15 protein-coding genes are annotated in these 15408 nt (G+C 63.3%); 3 read left to right on the forward strand and 12 right to left on the reverse strand.

The window, feature by feature from the left end; genetic code table 11:
- The first annotated feature begins 45 nt into the window (after positions 1 to 45).
- On the forward strand, positions 46 to 2124 hold the full coding sequence (gene ppk1, locus EKO19_RS06005) for a polyphosphate kinase 1 (RefSeq protein WP_129775448.1): 2079 nt from the start codon (positions 46 to 48) through the stop codon (positions 2122 to 2124).
- A 9-nt stretch (positions 2125 to 2133) separates the two neighbouring features.
- Here ppk1 and ppx read toward each other — a convergent pair whose 3' ends face one another.
- The 4 genes from ppx to EKO19_RS06025 form a co-directional block, all read right to left on the reverse strand.
- Positions 2134 to 3630 (reverse strand): exopolyphosphatase, encoded by a 1497-nt coding sequence (gene ppx, locus EKO19_RS06010; RefSeq protein WP_129775449.1) that lies wholly within the window; start codon positions 3628 to 3630, stop codon positions 2134 to 2136.
- Between the two features lie 99 nt (positions 3631 to 3729).
- Positions 3730 to 4104: an iron-sulfur cluster insertion protein ErpA gene (gene erpA / locus EKO19_RS06015; RefSeq protein WP_129775450.1), complete on the reverse strand. Its 375-nt coding sequence runs from the start codon at positions 4102 to 4104 to the stop codon at positions 3730 to 3732.
- 95 nt (positions 4105 to 4199) lie between these two features.
- The gene (locus tag EKO19_RS06020; protein ID WP_129775451.1) at positions 4200 to 4625 is read right to left on the reverse strand and encodes a bactofilin family protein; all 426 of its coding nucleotides are present in this window, start codon (positions 4623 to 4625) and stop codon (positions 4200 to 4202) included.
- Between the two features lie 111 nt (positions 4626 to 4736).
- A complete protein-coding gene (locus EKO19_RS06025) occupies positions 4737 to 5477 on the reverse strand; it encodes a DUF6776 family protein (protein WP_129775452.1) in 741 nt (246 codons plus the stop codon).
- A 202-nt stretch (positions 5478 to 5679) separates the two neighbouring features.
- On the opposite strand from EKO19_RS06025, the gene EKO19_RS06030 reads away from it, so the two are divergent.
- Positions 5680 to 6102 (forward strand): CopD family protein, encoded by a 423-nt coding sequence (locus tag EKO19_RS06030; protein ID WP_129775453.1) that lies wholly within the window; start codon positions 5680 to 5682, stop codon positions 6100 to 6102.
- Here EKO19_RS06030 and EKO19_RS06035 read toward each other — a convergent pair.
- From EKO19_RS06035 to EKO19_RS06060, 6 genes are all read right to left on the reverse strand, one after another.
- Positions 6099 to 6680, reverse strand: coding sequence for an RNA pyrophosphohydrolase (locus EKO19_RS06035; protein ID WP_129775454.1), 582 nt, complete (start codon positions 6678 to 6680; stop codon positions 6099 to 6101). The two genes, EKO19_RS06030 and EKO19_RS06035, sit on opposite strands and share 4 nt — an antisense overlap.
- Positions 6681 to 6851: 171 nt before the next feature.
- Positions 6852 to 7892 carry an ABC transporter ATP-binding protein gene (locus tag EKO19_RS06040; protein ID WP_129775455.1) on the reverse strand — a complete coding sequence of 347 codons (1041 nt, stop codon included), beginning with the start codon at positions 7890 to 7892 and terminating at the stop codon, positions 6852 to 6854.
- Complete coding sequence (locus tag EKO19_RS06045) at positions 7882 to 9519, reverse strand: ABC transporter permease (protein ID WP_217705135.1); 1638 nt, start codon at positions 9517 to 9519, stop codon at positions 7882 to 7884. Before EKO19_RS06045 ends, EKO19_RS06040 begins: the two co-directional genes overlap by 11 nt.
- A 246-nt stretch (positions 9520 to 9765) precedes the next feature.
- Positions 9766 to 10782 (reverse strand): Fe(3+) ABC transporter substrate-binding protein, encoded by a 1017-nt coding sequence (locus tag EKO19_RS06050; protein WP_217705136.1) that lies wholly within the window; start codon positions 10780 to 10782, stop codon positions 9766 to 9768.
- A 144-nt stretch (positions 10783 to 10926) separates the two neighbouring features.
- Positions 10927 to 12051, reverse strand: a complete 1125-nt coding sequence (locus EKO19_RS06055; protein ID WP_129775456.1) for a GGDEF domain-containing protein — start codon at positions 12049 to 12051, stop codon at positions 10927 to 10929.
- A gap of 25 nt (positions 12052 to 12076) precedes the next feature.
- Entirely contained in the window at positions 12077 to 13180 is a 1104-nt protein-coding gene (locus EKO19_RS06060) for a prephenate dehydrogenase/arogenate dehydrogenase family protein (RefSeq protein ID WP_175596966.1), read from the reverse strand.
- Between the two features lie 112 nt (positions 13181 to 13292).
- Between EKO19_RS06060 and pdxH the strand changes: the two genes are divergently transcribed.
- Positions 13293 to 13955: a pyridoxamine 5'-phosphate oxidase gene (pdxH, locus tag EKO19_RS06065; RefSeq protein WP_129775458.1), complete on the forward strand. Its 663-nt coding sequence runs from the start codon at positions 13293 to 13295 to the stop codon at positions 13953 to 13955.
- A gap of 384 nt (positions 13956 to 14339) precedes the next feature.
- Here the strand turns inward: pdxH and EKO19_RS06070 are convergent, their stop codons facing one another.
- Entirely contained in the window at positions 14340 to 14762 is a 423-nt protein-coding gene (locus EKO19_RS06070) for a ClpXP protease specificity-enhancing factor (protein ID WP_129775459.1), read from the reverse strand.
- Between the two features lie 17 nt (positions 14763 to 14779).
- Positions 14780 to 15379 (reverse strand): glutathione S-transferase N-terminal domain-containing protein, encoded by a 600-nt coding sequence (locus EKO19_RS06075; RefSeq protein ID WP_129776016.1) that lies wholly within the window; start codon positions 15377 to 15379, stop codon positions 14780 to 14782.
- Between the last annotated feature and the right edge of the window lie 29 nt (positions 15380 to 15408).

Raw genomic sequence — 15408 nt, forward strand, 5'->3', positions numbered from 1 at the left:
TATTCTCGATGTCCCCCAAGTAACGGGACCTCGGCGACCGCGGCTATGCTGGATGTGAATCTCAAGGCTCCCGAGCACTACATCAATCGGGAACTGTCCTTTCTCAACTTCAACCAGCGCGTGCTCGCGCAAGCTCACGACGAGCGCCTGCCCTTGCTGGAGCGGATCCGGTTCCTCGGCATCTCCTGCTCCAATCTGGATGAATTCTTCGAGATCCGGGTCGCCAGCCTCAAGCAGCGCCAGGAGCTCGGCTCACTGACCGGCGGCCCTGACGGCATGACCGTACCCGAGCAACTGGTCGCGATTCACGAGCGCGCCGCCGCTCTGGTGAAGGATCAGTACGAACTGCTCCACGAGCTGGTGTTTCCAGACCTGGCCACGCAGGGCATCCAGTTCGTCAACGCCAAGACGCTGACTCCGGCGCAGCGCAAATGGGTCGGCGATTACTTCGCCAAGGAAGTCGAACCGGTGCTGACGCCGCTCGGCCTCGATCCCGCCCGCCCCTTCCCGCGCATTCAGAACAAGAGCTTGAACTTCATCGTGCGCCTGTCCGGCAAGGATGCGTTCGGTCGCGACGCCGAGCTCGCGGTCGTGCAAGTGCCGCGCTCGTTGCCTCGAATCATTCGCCTGCCGCCGACCACAGGCGAGCCGGGCAAGACGTACTTCGTGTTCCTGTCGGCGGTGATTTCGAGCTTCGTCGCGCAGCTGTTCAGCGGCATGAAGGTGGAAGGCACCTGGCAATTCCGCGTCACACGCAACAGCGATCTGTTCGTCGACGACGAAGAGGTGGACAACCTGTTGCGCGCCATCGAAGGCGAGCTCGCGCAACGGCGTTACGGCGCGGCCGTGCGGCTGGAAACGTCGATCGACTGCCCGGAAGACATCAGCAACTTCCTGCTGCGTCATTTCGCGCTCAAGCGCGACGATCTGTATCAGGTCAACGGCCCGGTGAATCTCAACCGGCTGATGGCCATCTACGATCTGGTCGACCGGCCGGATCTGAAATTTCCGCCTTACACCCCATGCATTCCGAAGCGGCTGGTGGCGAAGGAGGACATCTTCGCGGTCATGCGCGAAGGCGAGGTGCTGCTACACCATCCGTTCGAGTCCTTCGCACCGGTCATCGACTTTCTGCGCCAGGCCGCCGCCGATCCGGACGTGCTGGCGATCAAGCAGACACTGTATCGCACCGGCCCGCAATCGCCAGTCGTCGATGCGCTGGTGGACGCGGCCCGCGCGGGCAAGGAAGTCACCGTCATCATCGAGCTGATGGCGCGTTTCGACGAAGCGGCCAACATCCAGCTCGCGACTCGTCTGCAGGAAGCCGGAGCGCACGTCATGTACGGCGTCGTCGGTTACAAGACGCACGCGAAGCTGATCATGGTGGTCCGTCGCGAGCGTGGAAAACTGCGTCGCTACTGTCATTGCGGCACGGGCAACTACCATCCCAACACCGCGCGCGTGTACACCGACTACGGTCTCTTCACCTGCGATGAGGCAGTCGGCGAGGACCTGCACGAACTGTTCTTGCAGCTGACGAGCCCCACGCGCGTCGCGTCGATGCAGAAAATCCTGCAATCGCCGTTCACGCTGCACGAAGGCCTGCTCGAAAAGACCCGCCGCGAGATGGCGTTCGCGCGCGAGGGCAAGCCGGCGCGCATCATTGCCAAGATGAATGCGCTCATCGAGCCGCAAATCATTCAGACGCTCTACTCGGCCGCGATGGCCGGCGTGAAGATCGATCTGATCGTGCGCGGCATCTGCGCGCTGCGCCCGGGGCTGCCGGGCATCTCCGAGAACATCACGGTGCGCTCGGTGATCGGCCGCTTCCTCGAACACTCGCGCGTCTACTACTTCCACAACGACGGCAGTCCGGAAATCTTCTGCGCCAGCGCCGACTGGATGGAGCGCAACTTCTTCCGTCGCATCGAAGTGTGTTTCCCGATCGAGCGCAAACAGCATCGCGATCGGATCGTCGAGGATCTGCAGACTTATCTGGCGGATAACGAGCAGGCGTGGGTGCTACGGCCGGACGGCCAGTACGAGCGCGCCAATGCGAACGGCGCGCCGACCGTGATCGCGCAACAAGTACTGATGCAGCGGTATACGGACTGCAACGATTAGCGCGAGCGGCTAGCTGACGCGAAGGCGGATGCCGGCCGCCTTCAGATACTCGATCTCGTTCTCGAGATCGGCCGCGGTCAACGGATGGGAATCGAGCCAGCCCCTGGGGAAGGTGATTTCCATGGCTCGCGCGCGCGGCAGTAGCACGATGTTCGGCAACACCTCAGCGCTACGTCCCCGATGTAGCAGCACCGCGAGCCGCAGAATCAGGATCAAGAATTGCGCCTTGATGTGCCAGGGCGGCATCAATTCCTGGAGCGTGTCGAGCTGCAGCTTGCGACGGTGCGCGCCGACAATGTACGCGAGGATCCTCTGCTCTTCCTGCGGGAAGCCTGGCATATCCGCGTACTCCAGCAGATACGCGCCATGCTTCTGGTAGTGCGAATGCGAGACATCGAGACCGATCTCGTGCAAGCGCGCGGCACACGACAGCGCCATTTCCGCGAACGGATCGTCGAGCTCCCATGCCGTCTGGGTCTGACGTAAGAAGTCGAGCGCAGTGGCTTCGACGCGTGCGGCCTGCGCGAGATCGACGTGATAGCGCCCTTGCATGGCGCGCACGCTGCGCAGACGCGCGTCTTCGTCGGTGAAACGACCGACCAAGTCGTACAGCAAGCCCTCGCGCAATGCGCCGTCGGCCGCCTTCATCGTCTTGATGTCCAGCACGCTGAGCACTTCCGCGAGAATGGCCAAGCCGCCAGGGAACACCGGCAAACGCTCGTCCGTCAGCCCGGGCAGCCGCAGCTTCGACAGCTCTCCTGCGCGCAGCATCTGCTCGATCAGCACTTCGATGCCTGCGGGAGTAATGATTCCGTCGCCGTTGGAACGCGCACGCAGAACGTCGCTCACCGAGCGAATCGTGCCCGAGGAGCCGACCGCATGATCCCAGCCGTAGCTCTTGAAGGTCGTCTGCACCGGCTCCAGCTCGAGTCGCGCGGCGAGCCGGGCCCGCTTCATGCGCTTCTCGGTGATCACGCCGTCGCTGAAGATGCGCGAACTCATGCTCACGCAGCCCATGTGCAGACTCTCAAGCTTCTTCGGCTGCTGGCCTTCGCCGATGATGATCTCGGTGCTGCCGCCGCCGATGTCGGCGACCAGGCGTCGTCCGGGCTCGCTGGGCATGGTGTTCGCGACGCCGAGATAAATCAGGCGCGCTTCTTCGATGCCGGAGATGACTTCGATGGGATGACCGAGCGCGGAGCGCGCGCGATCCAGGAAAGCGCCTTTGCGCTTGGCCTTGCGCAGAGTGTTGGTGCCAACGACGCGCACGCTCTCGGCCTTCATGTCGCGCAGTCGCTGGCCGAATCGCTCCAGGCACGCGAGCGCGACGTCGATGGCCTCGCGCTTCAGGCGGCCTTGCTCGTCGAGACCGGCGCCGAGGCGCACGCTTTCGCGCAAACGGTCCTGGATGATGAGCTGCCCGTGCATGTGACGGGCGACGACCATGTGAAAACTATTCGACCCCAGATCGACGGCCGCAATGACGTCGGGAATTTTGCGCGCCATTGCAGAACCCATCCCACCTGAAGTTGAAAAAACTTTGCCGGCGGAATGTTAATCGATGAAGCATCCAACTGCAGCGGCAACTTCGCCGCGGCCGGACGCTTACATGTTGAACGACGAGCCGCAGCCGCAGGTGGTGCTGGCGTTCGGATTGCGAATGACGAACTGCGCGCCTTCGATGTCTTCCTTGTAGTCGATCTCGGCGCCGGCGAGGTACTGAATGCTCATCGGATCGATCAGCAGCGTCACGCCGCCGTTCGCGACTTGGGTGTCGCCTTCTTCCAGGTTCTCGTCGAATGTGAAGCCGTATTGGAAGCCCGAGCAGCCGCCCCCCTGCACGAACACGCGCAGCTTCAGGTTGGGATTCGACTCTTCACGGATCAGCTCGCTGACCTTGGCGGCCGCGGCGTCGGTGAAGACCAGGCTGGGCGCCCCGAGGCCCGGAGCGAAACTGGAAACAGCGGATTCAGTGTTCATGGGGCCACATTGAGGGCATCGGGGACTGAATCAAGTGTAGCGCAGGCATCGCCAGGAACGTGAAAATGCCGCCAAACCTTTGAGCTATAAGGCCCTCAGCCCGCGGAATCAGCGGTCGCATCGCCCGGTGCCGGCTTGATTTCAGGCTCGGCCTTGCCATTGCGACGGGGTTCGTGGATCAGCTTGCCGGTGATCTCCGCACCCATCTCCATCTCGATCAGCGCGTAATACACGTTGCCGGTGACCCGGGCGGTGGCACCGAGCTCGACGCGCTCGTGCGCCAGGATGTCGCCTTTCACGGTGCCGTTGAGAATCACATTCGGCACGGCCACCGAGCCTTCGACCACGCCACTGTCGCTGACACTGAGCGTCGCGCCGGAGTCGGCGGGCGCATCGACATTGCCTTTCACGTGGCCGTCGACATGGAAGCCGCCGGCGAACTGCACGTCGCCGATGATGCGCGTGCCGGCGCCGATCAGCGTATCGATGCGATGGGGTTTGGGTTTACTACGGTTGAACATGAAGTTTGTCTCAAGTAGCCGTCCCTGGAGCCTCGGCCAGCCAGTACCTCCGTGTACTGTCGTTCGCGCGGTTCGAGGCGACGTTAAGTCGCCTCGAAAAGACACCCGCGCTCACCCCTCGGCCTGCACTTGCCAAGGATACGATTCTCGCACAGGGTCCATGCGCGCCGTGCGCACCTCGACCGTGACCGCCCGCGGCTCGAAGCCGTCCGGCAGCACGATGTCCTGTTCGAGATTCTGAAAATAGCGGAATTGAAACGGCAGCTGGCCGTCCGCGCGGCCGGTCTCGGCGGCCTGCGACAGCGGCAACTGCACCGGCTTGTTGTCGCGCACGCCTTCGAGCTGCACCACCACCGAGCCCGACACCACGTTCTCCTGACGCATCGACTGCACCAGCACCAGCCGCAGCCGGAAATGGTGCTCGGCCGCGCCCGGCAGCACCTGGAAGCGTTGAATGCGCAAGCCACCGATGCCGTCTTCCGGCGACACGATGCCGCGATAGAAGGTCAGCTGCTCGCGATGCTTCAGAACCTGCGCCTGCAGGTCGGCAAGATTCTTTTCGACATCCGCATAGGCCTTGTTCTCGACCTTGCGATCCAACTCCGCGGCGGCCACCGCCACGCGCAGTTTCTCGTTCTCGTCCTGGAGCGTCTCGATCTTGGCGTTCAGCTCGCGACGCTGCTGAATCTCGGCGAACTTGCTGTAACCGCCCTCGAACCGGCCCCATTCATACATCAGGTAGAACGCGATCAGCCCGCCCAGCACACCCCCGATGAGCACGGCTCGCCGCCGCCAGGTCGGATGCTGGCGGATGACGAAGGCGCCGGTGCGCAGGGGGACGAAATCGGGCATTACGGCTCGGCGTTGCGAATTTGACGGAAGCTGGTGAAATTAGAGCACAGCCGCCGCGCCTCGATTGAGAAGCGCCGCAAAGAATCCCGTCCCCGCCCGCACTCGCGAGCGCGCGATTGCGGCGATCACGCAAAGCGCGCTGAGGCCAAGGCCGATGCGCAGCGGCGGCGTCGGTCCCACCATTTATGAAAAAAGGTCGTTCATGCTCTGGCTCAAGGCGTTGCACATTATTTTCGTAATCACCTGGTTCGCCGGGTTGTTCTATCTGCCGCGACTATTCGTGTATCACGCGGCACTTGGAGGCAGCGATCCGGCGGGCGCGGAACGATTCAAGATCATGGAACGCCGGCTTTTCACCATGATGACGATCGGCGCGGTGCTCGCGATCCTGTTCGGGGGAGCGACGCTGGGGAAGGTGCCGGGCTTCATGCAGATGGGCTGGATGCACGCCAAGCTCACCCTGGTGGCCGGGCTCATCGGGTATCACGTCTGGTGCTACCGCCTGCTGACTGCATTTCGCGACAACCGGAACCGGCATTCAGAGCGCTGGTACCGCGGCTTCAACGAGGTGCCGACCCTGTTCCTGTTCGGCATCGTCATCCTGGTCGTCGTTAAGCCGTTCTAATTGGTCGCCTTGTCGAGAGCGGCTTTTTGCTGACGCTGGGCCAGACTGCGTAAATATTTTTCTTCCTGAGACCACTCAGGCAGCGCCGGCGGGTCCTGCGGGAAGGCGGTGCGCGCGAGCTCATCGAGGGCGCGGGCATAGACGGCACGCTTGAAGTAGATGACCTCGCGCACCGGCGTCCAGTAATCCACCCAACGCCAGCTCTCGAACTCCGGCTCGCCATTGGAGACCAGGTCGAAGCGGTCCTCGGTGCCGGTGAACCTGAGCAGGAACCAGCGCTGTTTCTGCCCGATACAAGGCGGGTGGCTGTTCTTGCGCACGTATTGCTTGGGCAAGCGATAGCGCAGCCAGTTGCGGGTGCCCGCGATCAGCTTCACGTCGTGGGGATCGAGCCCCACCTCTTCCTTGAGCTCGCGGTACAAGGCCTCTTCGGGGGTTTCGCGCTGTTGGACGCCGCCTTGGGGGAATTGCCAGCCGCGGCCGCCGGTCCGGCCGCCGAGGAAGACCTGGCGATCCTCGCGCATCAAGACGATTCCGACATTGGCGCGAAAGCCGTCTGCATCGATGAAATCGGTCATGGAACTGAGAAAAAATCGGATTCAGGCGATTGTTCCACAGCCCCCCGCCGATTCACCAGCTCATCTCAAGCAGCCGTCCCTGGATCGACGTCGGCCGTTACATCCGTGTACCGGCGTTCGCGCGGTTCGAAGCGACGTTAAGTCGCTTCGAAAAGACATCCGCGCTCACCATCAGTCCCGGGCGAAAGCCACCACATGGTCGGGCTCGATACGAATGCCGATGCGCTCACCGACCGCGTGGTCGTGATGGCTCGGTACCAGCGACAAAAGCTGCACACCGCTCGCGAGTTTCAACGTATAAAGGAACTCCGCTCCTCGGAACGCGCGCTGACAGACCTCCGCGCGCAGCTCGCTGGCGTCGTCGTGAATGACATCGTCGGGACGTAGCAACAGGTCGACCTGCCGGCCGGTCTGCCACTGCCCGTTGCCATTCGCACGAACCACGCCGAGCTCGGTACGCACCGAGCCGGCGGCAACGATCTCGCCCGGAATGAAAACGCCCTGACCGATGAAATCGGCGACGAAGCGCGTCTCGGGTCGATGATAGAGCTCATACGGCGTGTCCCACTGCTCGAGCTTGCCGTCCTTCATCACGCCCACGACATCGGCGACCGCGAAGGCTTCCTGCTGATCGTGAGTCACGAGCAAAGCCGTCGTGTTCAGCGTCTTCAACACGGACCGCACTTCGACACTCAGGCGCTCACGCAGCTCGACGTCGAGACTGGAGAACGGTTCATCGAGCAACACGATCGCAGGTTCCGGCGCCAACGCTCGCGCCAACGCCACGCGCTGTTGTTGCCCGCCGGACAACTGATGGGGGTAATGGCTCCGGTGCTCCGCCAGGCCGACGGTTTCCAATATCTCTTCGGCACGCCGCTTGCGCTTGCTTCGATCCAGACGGTGCAGGCCGAACGCGACGTTGTCGAGCACCGTCAGATGCGGAAACAACGCGTAGTCCTGAAACACCATGCCGATCTGCCGGCTTTCCGGCGGCGAATTGAATTCCTTGGAAGCGAGCACGCGACCGTGCGCGCGAATCTCGCCGGCATCGACCGGCTCGAACCCCGCGATACAACGCAACGCCGTCGTCTTGCCACAGCCACTCGGCCCCAGCAAACAACCGATCGAGCCCTTCGCCAGGCGCATCGACAAGCCATTCACGGCGGAGCGCTCGCCGAAGCGACGGACGATGTTTTCCAGCTCAAGCCACATGCGCACCTCTGCGGGTCAGCATGGCGGCGGGGATGAGTCCGACGAGCACGATGGCGACCGCCGGCAACGCGGCGCGCTCCCACTCACCCTCGGAGGTCATCTCCCACACGCGCACCGCCAGCGTGTCCCAGCCCGGCGGACGCGTGATCAACGTGATCGGCATTTCCTTCATCGCGTCGACGAACACCAAGGTCGCCGCCGTCGCGAGACTGGTTCGCAGCAGCGGCACGTGAACTTTACGAATCAGATCGGTGCCGACCACGCCGAGACTGGCAGCGGCTTCGTCGATACTGCGAGTCACTCGCTGCAAACCGCTCTCGACCGGATTGAATCCCACCGTGAGAAAGCGAGCGAGATACGCGATGAGCACGGCGAGCAACGTGCCCTGGAGCAACAGCACCGGCGCCGACTCACCCAGCCACGCGCGCAACCAGCTCTGCAGCTGATTGTTCAACAACACCAGCGGCACAGCGATGCCAACAGCGAGCACGGTTCCCGGAATGGCATAACCCAACGTCGCGAGTCGCACGAGCACGCGGATCGACGTCGTCGATCTACGTCGCTCGATGTATGCGAGCGCCAGGCTCGCAGCCACGATGACGATCGCCGCGCTTGCCGCGAGCATCAGACTGCGCGCGATGAATCCCCAGTAGCGGCTGTCGATGTCGCCAACGTTTTTGATGGACCAGATCAACAGCTGCAACAGCGGCAACGCGAAGGCGAGCGCCAACACCAGCGTCGCGGCGACGAATGCGCCCCATCTCGCGACGGGCCCAAGGTTCATGCGCGTTGCTTCACGCGTCATATCGCGACTACTCGAAAAACGCGCGCCCGCTCGCGAACCACGCTCGAGTGCGAACGCCGCGATCACAAACAGCAGCAGCACACCGGCCAGCTCCAACGCTGCGCTCACGGAGAACATGCCGAACCATGCGCGATAAATCGCGGTCGTGAACGTGTTGTAGTTGAACACCGAGACGGCGCCGAAGTCGGCCAATGTTTCCATACAGACCAACGCGATGCCGGCCGCGATCCAGGGACGCGCCATCGGCAGAGCCACTTTCCACGTCGCCGCGCCTCGCCCGATTCCCAACATCTGCGCCGCTTCGAGCGCGCGCCGGCCTTGAGTGAGAAACGCCGTCCTCGCCAACAGATAAACGTACGGATACAACGCGAGCGACAGCACGATGATCACGCCGCCCGTCGAGCGGATCTTCGGCACCCAGGCGGAAGTGCCGGTCAACGCGCGCAACCAGCTCTGCAGCGGACCGGAGAAATCGAGAAAGCCCACCGCGACGAACGCCAGCACATAGGTGGGAATGGCCAGCGGCAACAACAGTGCCCAATCGAAAAAGCGCCGGCCGGGAAACTCACAAATCGACGTGAGCCACGCGAGCGCCGTGCCGACGATGCCGCTCAACAGCGCGACACCGATCAGCAACTTGATCGTGTTGACGGTGACTTCGGGCAGCACATAACGCGACAGGTGCGCCCAGACTTCGGCTTCAGGCGAGATCGTCGCGTGCGCAATGACCAGCAGAGGCACGAGCGCGGGCAAGCACAGCACGACCGCGAGCACCATGCTCCACGGGTCGCGCCACGCGCGCCGCGTTTCGGGCTGCATCATTTAAAACTCGGGATCGGGCATTACGCTGCGCCGTCCTGCTCCGCGTAAGCCCAGGGTGTCCATCCATGGCCACCCGCTCGGCGGAGCGAAGCAGCGCTTCGCTGAAAGCCACCGCCAAGCCCTGCCACGACCCTCGTGCGAGCTAGCAAAAAGACGCGACTTTGCTGCTCGCCGCCGCTCGTGGCGGCGGGGTACGTCCCTATACCCGGGTGACACTCGGAACCCAATGTTCATACTTGCAACTGGTCAGCGATAGCCCACCCGATCCATCAACTTCACCGCCGTGGCCTGCAGCTCGCCCGCCTGCGCCACGTTCATCGGACTGCGCTTGAAATCGCCCCATGCCTTCACGATCGGATCGGGCTCGATGCCGGGGCTGGCGGGATATTCCAGATTCTGACCCGCGAAGAACGACTGCGCCTCAGGCTGCGACAACCATTCGAGGAATTTCTTCGCCTGCTCGCCGCGCGGCGCGTGCGCCGTGACACCGGCGCCAGAAATATTCACGTGAACGCCCTGCCCCGCCTGATCGGCCCAGAACAGCTTGATCGGCAGATCCGGCTTATCGCGCAACAGTCGGCCGAAGTAATAGGTGTTCACCAGACCCACGTCGCACTGACCGGCGGCGATGGCTTCCATCAGCAACGTATCGTTGGAGAACGGCTCGGCGGCCAGATTCGCCACCCAGCCACGCACGATCTCTTCGGTCTTGGGCTCGCCGAACTCGGCGATCAGCATCGCGACCAGCGATTGGTTGTAAACCTTCTTCGACGTGCGCAGGCACAGCTTGCCCTTCCAACGCTCGCCGCCGAGTGACGCATAGTCGCTCAACTCTTCCGGCTTCACACGCTCTGTGCTGTAAACGATGGTGCGCGCGCGGATCGAAAAGCCGAACCAGCGGCCCTGCGGATCGCGCAGGCTCTCGGGAATGTTTGCGTTGAGCACTGCCGAATTCACCGGCTGCATCAGGCCGAGATCGGCGGCATGCCACAGCTCACCGGCGTCCACGGTCATCAGAATGTCCGCCTGTGAATTCGCGCCCTCGGCGTTCAAGCGCTCGATCAGCGGACCGGCGTCGTCGGTGACGAAGCGGATCTTCTGGCCGGTCTCGGCGGAGTAGCGATCGAAGATGGGCTTGATCAGTTGCTCGTTGCGAGCCGAATACACGACCAGCTCGGAGGGTTGCTTGGCACAGCCGACGAGTCCTGCCGCGAGCATCAGCGCGCCGAGCATTGGCGCAAACACACCGAACCTTACTGCCATGACCCGCGGAACCTCGATGCAATCAATGCGAATGAATCGCATTTAATCACGTTTTGGAGTTGGGACCCACCCCCTAACCCCTCCCGTGCACGCGCGGGGGAACTGGTTTTTTATTTTTTGGCCGGCGGGGATCGAAGAATCGGCTCAGCCGCAGGGCTTATCGGGCATCTCTTCGCCGTTGGCGAGCGCGGCCCGGTTGCGGCCGGCCTGTTTCGCCCGGTACAGCGCGGCATCGGCATCGGCCAGCAGCCGCTCGGCAGCCGCCTTGAGGTCGGCCTCGTCGCGCGAGACCGTGATCCACGCGACGCCGATGGACACGGTCATATTCAACGCCACCCCGGACGGCAGGATCAGCGGGGTCTCGCATACGGACGTGCGGATGCGCTCCGCCAGGCACGCCGCCTGCTTCGTAGCGATCGCCGGTGCCAGCACCACGAACTCGTCGCCGCCGAACCGGGCCGCGGCATCGCTGCCGCGGATGTGCGCATCGACTCGCTGCGCGGCCTCGCGCAAAGCCATGTCGCCGGCGAGGTGGCCGTGCTGATCGTTGATCTGTTTGAAGCGGTCCAGGTCGATGACCAGACACGTGAGACTGGTGCCTTGGCGCTGCGCGCGGGCCAGCTCTTCTTTGAGCCGCGCGTTGAGATAACGGCGGTTGTGCCAGCCGGTGAGAAAGTCGGTCAGCCCGCTGCGGACCAGGCGCGCGCGGTTGATCGTGTTCTCGATCGCGAACGATGCGATCACGCCGAGGTGCGCGAGGAAGTCGGTCGCGAGATGCCGTGAGAAACGTTTCTCGTCGACGCTGCCGAAGTTGAGGCTGCCGAGCAGACGATCCTGCCGGCGCAACGGAATCAGCGCGGCGCTCTTCAGACCCGGCGTGCCGGGGAACAGCAGCTGATGATCGCAGCCCATATAGGGCCCGAGCCACGGCCGGTGAAATGAATTGAACTGCGGCGCCATGCCCGCGAGGCTGTCCGTGAACAACACCTGCGGAAAGTCTTCCAGCTTCACATTGTCGGCGATCAGCAGATGACGGATCTCGTGCTGAGGATCCAGCAACAGCAACGTCACGGACTCGAGCGCGTACGATGCTTTCAGCCCTTTGCAGATAGCGTCGAACAGCTGCGACATGTTCTCGGCCTTGAGCAGTTCGAGTTCGCGCTCCTGACTCCGCCGCAGCAGCTTTTCATTGGTCGCAGCCTCGTCCATGAGCGCGGCGATTCGCCCGCGCAATTCGCGGATCTCTCCTTGGAGATCCCGGGCCGACATCTATGTGTGCCTCACTGACAGAGAGCTAATCATTCCGCACACGGCCCGCCAGATACTCGCGGCCCTGCTGCATCATGGCGGTGAACTCCGGCGCGTCGCCGGTCGACACCGAGTGCCACAACTTCTCCACGGCTTTGCGTAACGCCAGCAGCGATTCGCGGCCATAGTCGTTCAGATGCTGGATTTCGAAATATAGATCGGGACTCTCGGCCGCCACGCGGGTCGCGACATCGACCTGCGCGTCGTAGGTCGTGCTGGACAGTTGCGCGAGGCGCGGCGCCGCTTCCCCGCTCTCGGCGAGCGCGGTGAAGAACGATATGTTCAACGCATGCGACAGACCCAGCACGTAAGCGATCAAGCGGTCGTGCTCATCGAGACCCATGACTGCTTGTTGGGCCATGGTCGAGCCAAACAGTTCCTGCGCCGCGGTCACCGCTTCCTTGTTGCCCACATCGATGAAGATGACGTGCCGGCCCGACAACAGCTCGGTATCCGGGCCGAACATGGGGTGCACGGACGTGACTTTCACGCCGGCGCTTTTCAATGCATCGATGCCTTGTCGCAGCGGAGTCTTGAGCGAGCCGATGTCGAAGACGATGCCGCGCGGCTTGCGCTCGGCCAGTTCCTGCAACACCACGTTCGCTATCTTGAGCGGTGTGGCGACCACGATCAGATCGTAGTCGAGCGCACTTTCGCGCCAATCCGCGATGTACGCATATGCCGCGTTGTCCGGGCGGCGCGCCGGATCGGCCACGGTCACGGTGTATCCCTGCGAGGCCATGAAATCGCTGAACCAGCGGCCCATCTTGCCGGTACCGCCGATGATCAGCGCGGTCTTACCGCCGCCGCGACCGCCGGCGACAACGCGAATGCGCTCCTGCGTGGTGAGCGAGCCACGGATCAACAGCCGCATGACCTGTTCCGCCAGCGCCGGAGAAATGCCGAGGGACTCGGCCGTGGCACGGGCGCGCATCACGACCTCGCGCTCGCGGGTGTAATCGCGCGTTCCCTTGCCTTCGGCCTGTTTGGCCTCGGCGACCTCGCGGCTGAGCCGCTGGCGCTCGGCGACAAGCGCGAGCATCTGCCGGTCCAGCTCGGACAGACGTTCGCGAATTTCTTGCAGATTCATGGGGATTTGGATCCGGCGCACGTCAGGGTGCTGACGCCTTTTACCAACCCGCGAGCGCGCGCTGCAAGTTAGCGCCTCATAAAATCGGTGCGCGGAATGGCATAATTGCGACATGGCCGCCGACGAACTGCTTCCCGAACCCCTGCCCGCCGATCCTTTGCCCATGTTTGCGACATGGTTCAGCGATGCGCGGGCGCGCAACGTGCAACCAAACCCGGACGCGATGGTGGTCGCGACGGTGGGCGAAAACAGTGCACCCTCGGCGCGCGTCGTCCTGTGCAAGCGACTGGTCCCGGACCAGGGCTTCGTGGTGTTCTTCACCAACTACGATTCGCGCAAAGGCCGCGAGCTGGAGGAGCATCCCCGCGCCGCGGCGGTGTTTCACTGGGACACGATGCATCGGCAAGTCCGGCTGGAAGGGCCGATCGTGCTGTCGCCGGCCCCGGAGAGCGATCAATATTTCGCCAGCCGCGCGTTCGAAAGCCGTGTCGGTGCTTGGGCCAGCCGCCAAAGTGAACCGCTTGCGTCGCGCGATGCGCTGGCCGCGCAGGTTCAAGCAGTGAAAGAGCGACTGGGCCTGCAGAAGGCGACCGAAGGCGAAGTGCCGCGGCCACCGCACTGGGGTGGCGTCCGACTGTGGATCGATTCGATCGAACTATGGGCGGAAGGCGCCGGCCGCATCCACGAGCGCGCGCGCTGGACGCGGCCGCTCACGAAGAAAGATGAGTTTTCGTTCAGCGCCGGTCCCTGGACCGGGACGCGGCTGAATCCCTGAGCCCGCCACTGTCGTCCGGCCCTTCGGGCCGGCGACCAGCCGAACCTCGCTTGCGCGACTTAGCGCCGTGCCCTTCCAAGCCGGCCGCGGCAACTCAACCTCTGACGCGGCCACAACGCCGTGCCCTTCCAAGCCGGCCGCGGCAACTCAACCTCTGACGCGGCCACAACGCCGTGCCCTTCCAAGCCGGCCGCGGCAATTCAACCTCTGACGCGGCGACAACGCCGTGCCCTTCCGAGCCGGCCGCGGCAACTCAACTTCTGACGCGGCCACAACGCCGTGCCCTTCCGGGCCGGCAGCGCTAATACAGGTCTCAACGCGACTCTAGACGCCGCGCCCCTTTCCGGGCCAGCGAGCCGGGTCAAAACAAACGATGTGGCTGCGTTATTTGACGACCTTCAAGGTCGGTTTGGAACGCTTGGGCTGCTCCGGGCTGCCGGCCGGGGTTTCCGTCGGCGCAGTCGGTGGCGTCGGCGGCGGCGCGTCGGCTTCCGAGAAAATCATTCCCTGCCCCGTCTCGCGCGCATAGATACCGAGTACCGCCGCAATCGGCACCATCACGTCGTGCGTAACCGCGCCGAATCTGGCTCGGAACCGGACCAGGTCATTCCCCAGGCTGAGGTTGCTGGTCGCACTGTTGCTCACGTTCAGGATGATCTTGCCTCCCTGAACGTACTGGCGCGGCACTTCCACGCCTTGTAACGAAGCATCGACGACTATGTGGGGAGTCTGATCGCTGTCACTGATCCATTCGTGCATGGCACGCAATAAATAGGGACGACGCGATCGAACTGGAGCATCTGCCATGAGTACCGCCGCGGGCTTTAAGCGCGCATTTCCTGCTCGGCGCGCGACAGACTGTGCCGGAACGCAGGCCGAGAGAACAACAGGTTGGCGTACTTGGTAATGGGTTGCGCCTGCGCTGGCAAGTCGATTTCCCAATACAACAGGCGCCACAGGATGGGAGCGATGGTGGCATCCACCAACGAGAATTCGTCCGACAGGAAGTACGGCTTGGCCTTGAACACGTCGGTGCTGGCCAGAATGCTGTCGCGGAGGATTTTGCGCGCCTTCTGGCCGTTCTTGCGATCCGAGGGGTCGTCGATCTGCTGCGCGAGGCTGTACCAGTCCCGCTCGATCCGATACAGCGCCAGCCGGAATTGCGCGCGGGCCACCGGATCCACGGGCATCAGCGGCGGATGCGGGAAGCGCTCGTCCAGGTATTCGATGATGACGCGGGAGTCGTAGAGCACCAGATCACGGTCCACCAGAGTGGGGACCGTGTGGTATGGGTTCAGGTCGAGCAGGTCCTCGGGCAGGTTACCGCCCTGCACGTCGATGGTCTCGACATGAATGCTCTTCTCAGCAAGGACGATCCTGGTGCGGTGGCTCCAGGGATCGTCGGCGCGCGAGAAGAGCGTCATCATGGCAGTACGCTCCAGACAGCTCTGAC

The organism is Peristeroidobacter soli, from assembly GCF_004138485.1.
Lineage (GTDB): Bacteria > Pseudomonadota > Gammaproteobacteria > Steroidobacterales > Steroidobacteraceae > Steroidobacter > Steroidobacter soli.